At 33.5% G+C, this 5,495-nt stretch carries 6 protein-coding genes; 1 reads left to right on the forward strand and 5 read right to left on the reverse strand.

All coding sequences use genetic code 11. The features are described from left to right. From AB8B65_RS20925 to AB8B65_RS20945, 5 genes are all read right to left on the reverse strand, one after another. On the reverse strand, window positions 1-347 hold a 347-nt coding region (locus AB8B65_RS20925), incomplete at its 3' end, for a hypothetical protein (RefSeq protein WP_405303224.1). 15 nt (window positions 348-362) lie between these two features. After that, entirely contained in the window at window positions 363-1,010 is a 648-nt protein-coding gene (locus AB8B65_RS20930) for a hypothetical protein (RefSeq protein WP_405303225.1), read from the reverse strand. A gap of 12 nt (window positions 1,011-1,022) precedes the next feature. Continuing rightward, window positions 1,023-1,607, reverse strand: a complete 585-nt coding sequence (locus AB8B65_RS20935) for a hypothetical protein (protein WP_405303226.1) — start codon at window positions 1,605-1,607, stop codon at window positions 1,023-1,025. Between the two features lie 15 nt (window positions 1,608-1,622). Next, window positions 1,623-2,753: a hypothetical protein gene (locus AB8B65_RS20940; RefSeq protein WP_405303227.1), complete on the reverse strand. Its 1,131-nt coding sequence runs from the start codon at window positions 2,751-2,753 to the stop codon at window positions 1,623-1,625. Between the two features lie 41 nt (window positions 2,754-2,794). Beyond that, complete coding sequence (locus AB8B65_RS20945; protein WP_405303228.1) at window positions 2,795-3,442, reverse strand: DUF6624 domain-containing protein; 648 nt, start codon at window positions 3,440-3,442, stop codon at window positions 2,795-2,797. Window positions 3,443-3,618: 176 nt separating this feature from the next. Between AB8B65_RS20945 and AB8B65_RS20950 the strand changes: the two genes are divergently transcribed. Continuing rightward, the coding region (locus AB8B65_RS20950; protein ID WP_405303229.1) for a hypothetical protein at window positions 3,619-5,495 on the forward strand (1,877 nt) is incomplete at its 3' end.

Consider the following 5,495-nt stretch of genomic DNA (forward strand, 5'->3'; position numbering starts at 1 on the left):
AAATAACGTCTTGGATCTTTTTCAAAATTTCTCACAAATAACGTATCTACATAATCTGATTCCGGGTCGCCTTCAGGATAGTCACCACGATCCAATTTTGTTGTTATTGTATACAGAAGCGTATCGTTACTATACCTATACTCGTATAGCTGCTTTAACCTTGTATATTCCTCTTTCATGGGATATCCTTCGCGGTTATAAGTTATCATAATAGAATAGTCAGTATCGTAGTCTTTATAAATTTTGGAAGTCTTAATACCTTTATCTGGAAAACAGATATCTATTCGTTGAGTTTCGGTAGCGCAGCTTAGAAGGCAACAACATAAAAGTGCGTATATGTATTTCATTTTTGATTTTTAAATTTAATAATGTTCTAATGCTCGTATTTCTATAGTAGTACTACCATCATTCAATCTTTCTGTGCGTTCAATCCAATGTCCATGACTGTCAAATTTATAATTTATATAATTTGACACTACAATTGTTTCTTTTTTACCTTCATAATAAATAGCGATCACTTTGCTGTAAATCCCATCTTTTTTAAACATTTCTATATCTTGAATTTTCCCGTATTCATCAGATACAATTAAAGATTCTTTTCTGCAATCAACAGATGTAAATTCTATACGAGTACCAGATGTGCTCTCTAGTTCAAGAAAAAGATATCTTCTTGGGTCTTTTTGATGTTTGGTTACAAATAGCGTATCTACAGAACTTGAATCTAACTCACCTTCAGTATAAGTATCTCGATCTAGATTTGTGACAATAGTGTACTGTAGTGTATCATTGCTATACACATGATCATACACTTTTTTTGCTTCACTATGTTCTGCTCTTATAGGAACTCCTTCTTCATTATATTCTGTCAGCCTATAGTTTTCGGGATTGTATTCAACATACTCTTTTGCTGTTTTAATGCCTTTGTCGGGATAACAAATATCTATTCGTTGAGTTTCGGTAGCGCAGCTTAACAAGCAGCATAGTATTATAAATAAGCCGAGATATCGCATTGCGTTTCTATTTTAGTATTTTTTAAATGCAACTTTGGAAGTAGGTTCGTTGTTGAATTGTATGTGCGTGATTGGAATTCGCTTCTCTCCTATTTGTTCTCGTAAATCATTCACTTCAAAATCGTAACTCAGTGTGAATTTACAATTACACGAACATTCTCTCCCAAAAGATTGATAAATTATATTCAATGTACTTTTATTTACAAGTTCAGCTTCACATAAAAATTCAGAACAACAGTTTTCAACTACAGTAAATGTAATCAGAAATCCATCATCCGTATATTTAATTGATTTGATTTTTTTATCATCATTTGGATCTTGCGTTCCATCTCCTGATTCTTCACAATCTGGCACTTCTATTTTTTTCAACCAATAACCATCATATCGCAAATATCGAAGTTTAACGCTTTCTGTAAAAACCTGACTTCCTTTTGGCGCAATAACGGGCAATTTCTCCATTGCTTTTTCCACAATACGCGTCGTATCTATTGTTATTGTATTTTGTGTTTCCGTAGCTTCTGTTTTTGTAACTTCTTTTACGTTCGATTCACAACTTAACAAACAGCATATAACGATTATATATAAAATGAACTTCATGCATTTTGTGTTTGTTTATTCATAATATTCAATCTCAAAAGTGGTTTCTTTGTGCAGTATTTTTTCACCGCCAATATAATAAAATGATCGAATGGAACTCGGATTTCCTTTTTCGTCATATAAATATTCATATTCAATATCGAGCGAAACCAAATCTCCCTTTTGGTAAAAAACCAAAGTTCCGACCACAAAATACATCCGATCATTTTCATCATAAGTGACCGTGTAGCTTTCTTTTTCTTCTCCTTTTGTTCTATAATAAGATGTTATTTTATTCGTTTTTGAATATTGAAATGTTCCAGTTTGAATGCTGTCATTCATTTCCACTTTAGGGAATTCTGAATATTTTTGTTTGTCGATCGGAAGTGCTGTTTCGTAATAATCAAACAAATACCGTGTGTATTCCGTTTGAAACTTCGCTAATTGCTGATTGGCAGTATAGGTATACGATTTTTTGTAAATATCTATGACTTCTCCAAATTTATCATAGACCATTTTTCGTGCAGGCAAGTCGTTTTTAAAATAGACTTTTTCTAAAAATTTATCTTCAAACTGCGAACGCATATACATTACGGAATCATCTTCATCACTATATTCTTCCATAATTAAACTTTCAAACATTCTAATTTCGTTCAATCGCTCTTTTGCATCATACGCATACGAAATGCTATCATTATTAGTATAAAAAGCGACTAACTTATCATTTGTATACACATACCGATCGTCTCCTTTTTGATCGCCTGCATAATACACATCTTCGGGCAATTCTTCTTTGATTATTTTGATTGTAATATTGCCTTCTTTTTGAATTTCAGCTTTTGGAGCTACTAAATGATTTATTTCCTCTTTAGCATCTTCAATTCCATAGGTATACGTTCTTGTAATAGTTTTAGCAAGTTTTCCACTTTTATTTAGCAATAATGTCACTTTCTCCGTACTTGCTTCGTCATAGCCTTGTTCAAATTGTTTAAACGTTCGCACGACCTTTTTCACCTTTCCGTTGTATTTGGTAGGATCAGAAATACGTTCGTTGTCCAAAAACGCATAAAAAGTATTTTCGGGTGAAATTAGTGTCGGTTTGGGAAATTCCTGTGCGTATACATTCGCGAAAGCGAAACATAAAATAATTACAATATAGTTTTTCATATTCATAATAACGATTACTGATTAAGATCGGTATTTATCTGTTAGTTTTTATTTTTTTGTTGCTGAATAAATTTGGCTGTTCTTTTACGTTGTTCTTCTAAATTCCAATCAAAATCAAAGCGTCTTTTTAAAAATATAGCAATTGGTTCTAATCCAATCGCTGCTCTTCTTTTATCAATATTTGCTGGATCGTGTACTGGCCAAACATTAAAACTTTTCGTTTCTGCGTAGTATTTCATTTGTCCGCCATACAATTGCAATTCTCCTTTTTCGGTTGCAATTCTATCTACTGCTCGCACCAAAAAACGTGCCTCTAATTTTTTATCCTTTACAGCTTGTTGCATCATCGGAAGATATTTTTCACGAACAGCATTATCAGCATGTTGAAGTACATTACAAATCGTTAAATTTCCACGTTCGCCAGCTATTTCCTTGCTTGGCCATCCATAAGTATCTAATAATAATCTCACTTTTTGTTCATTAACAACATGATTCTTTCTATAGAGTTCTTGATATTTTTTATATGCTTCCGATTGATCTCCATAGCGTTTCATAGCAGCATCTCGTTGTCGTATGGGAGTTTGTTCAGTTTCCCATATCGTATCTAAAATAGCTTCTATGTTTTTAGAAGCATCTTGACCCAAACAAAAAGTTAGGTTTAAAAGAAAGAATAGTACTATATATTTCATGAGTTTGGTAACATCGGTTCATTTTGTTAAAGCTAAAAGAATCTGCATTCAAATCAAAATCTAAATGAAATCAAAAAAAATAAGTTCCCTAATTCACAAAGTACGTTCCCTAATTCATTATTGTATCTTTAACAAGGTTTATAGTTATTTGCTTCACCAACCGAATTTAAAGATCCATGCGAAAAATATACATACTCAGCCTTTTTACTTTTTTATGCGTACAACTAAGTATTGCACAATATGATTATGATAAAAAGTGGCAAAAAGTAGAAAATTTAGAATTGGAAGGAAAATTTGCTTCTGCCCAAAAAGTAGTAGAACGCATTTATAAAGAAGCAAATACAACGCAACAAACAGAACAAATTGTAAAAAGTTTTATATACCGTGCTAAGTTTGCTTTATTCCTTACGGAAGATTCGGAAGTTGCTGTATTGCAAAGTCTTCGCGCAGAAATAGACAAGCAAGCATTTCCGACAAATGCCATTTTAGAAAACATGTATGCGCGCTTATTAACGCAATATGTGCGAAAGTATCAATACAAAATCCGCTCGCGCTCGGAAGTCGTTTCTCAAACAATTTCAAATGATGTTAGTTTATGGGACATAAAAACGTTTGTGATCGAAATTCACAAGCATTTTCAAAATTCTATCGCTCGTGAAGATGCACTTTTACAGCTTCCTGTGGAAAAGTACATGATGCTTTTAGAAGGAAAAGCAACGATGAACATATACCGCGCTACTTTGTATGAAATTTTAGCACACAATGCGCTCAACTTTTATAAATCAGGAATTCCGTATTCATATCCAGATGCTGAAAATTATATATTTTCTGACAAAGATTTTACACTCACAAAAATATTTATACAGCAAAATTATGAAGCAAATACGCAACAAGTATTTGGCGTAACCAATGCATTGCGACTGTTTCAAAAGCTAGAAAAAATTGCGCTAAAAAATAAAAATGCACATGTAGATGTTGTGCTACAACGCTTTGAGTTTTTGTATAAACAAACCGTTTTAGGGATACCACAAAGTAATTCGTTTTACATCAAAGCATTGCTGCAATTGGCAAAACAATACAAGGACAATCCGTTGGAAGCGTTGATCAATTTTCAACTTGCCGATCATTATTTGGACATTTCAAAGTTTCCGCATTACACTTCTCAAAAAAAAACAAAAGAATTTCGCGCACTTGCCATGGCACTCACCAAAGAAATGGCTGCCAAATATCCAAACTCGGAAGGCGGAATTAAATGTCAATTTCTTCAACGAAAAATTGAAGCAAAAAAAATCAAATTCACTACCGAACAGTTTAGTGTGCCAAACCGACCAACATTAGCAAGTATAAAGGTTAAAAATGTTGACACCTTATTTTTAAAAGCGTATCGTGTTCCTCACACGTTTTTGGAAAATGAAAAGTATGCTACGCGCGATTCTTTGATTGGCAATTATATCAAACACAAAAAAGCGGTACTTAGTAAAAGTTACCAAACCAAAATTCCGAAAGATTATTTTGAACACACGACCGAAATTGCAATTCCTGCACTTCCAAAAGGCAAGTATTTAATTACACTTTCCGACACGAACGAAGGAAATACGTCCACAGGAATTTTCGCGTTCAATTTCCTTCAAAAAACAACTCTTTCAGAACTCGTTACCGAATTCAACGACAAACAAATACACACGATATTAAATCGTGCTACAGGAAAACCTATTTACAAAGCACGTATTAAAATTTCTGACAAAAAAAGACTTATCAATCAAGTTGCGCGCACCAATATTTACGGACAAGCAACCATCAACAAACGTGCTCGCTACAGAACTATCAAAAAATATATCACTCACGAAGGCGACACGCTCTATACGCCAGCAGTTTCGTTAAGTCAAAAACGCAACAGTGCAAAGCATGAAGAAGAAGCTTATTGGGAAGCCAAACCATTTGTGTTTACAGACAGAGCTATTTACAGACCTGGACAAACGGTACATTTCAAAACGGTAGTAATTCAGCAAAAAAACGGCGTCAGTTCGGTAGTGCCAAATATATTTTGTGAAGT

The sequence above is a fragment of the Kordia sp. genome (genome assembly GCF_045105435.1).
In the GTDB taxonomy this organism is placed as follows: domain Bacteria; phylum Bacteroidota; class Bacteroidia; order Flavobacteriales; family Flavobacteriaceae; genus Kordia.

Excerpts from the sequence above, each read along its gene's own strand:
- AB8B65_RS20930 (WP_405303225.1), bottom strand. The coding sequence starts at position 1,010 with ATGCGATATCTCGGCTTATTTATAATACTATGCTGCTTGTTAAGCTGC.
- AB8B65_RS20935 (WP_405303226.1), bottom strand. The coding sequence starts at position 1,607 with ATGAAGTTCATTTTATATATAATCGTTATATGCTGTTTGTTAAGTTGT.
- AB8B65_RS20940 (WP_405303227.1), bottom strand. The coding sequence starts at position 2,753 with ATGAAAAACTATATTGTAATTATTTTATGTTTCGCTTTCGCGAATGTA.
- AB8B65_RS20945 (WP_405303228.1), bottom strand. The coding sequence starts at position 3,442 with ATGAAATATATAGTACTATTCTTTCTTTTAAACCTAACTTTTTGTTTG.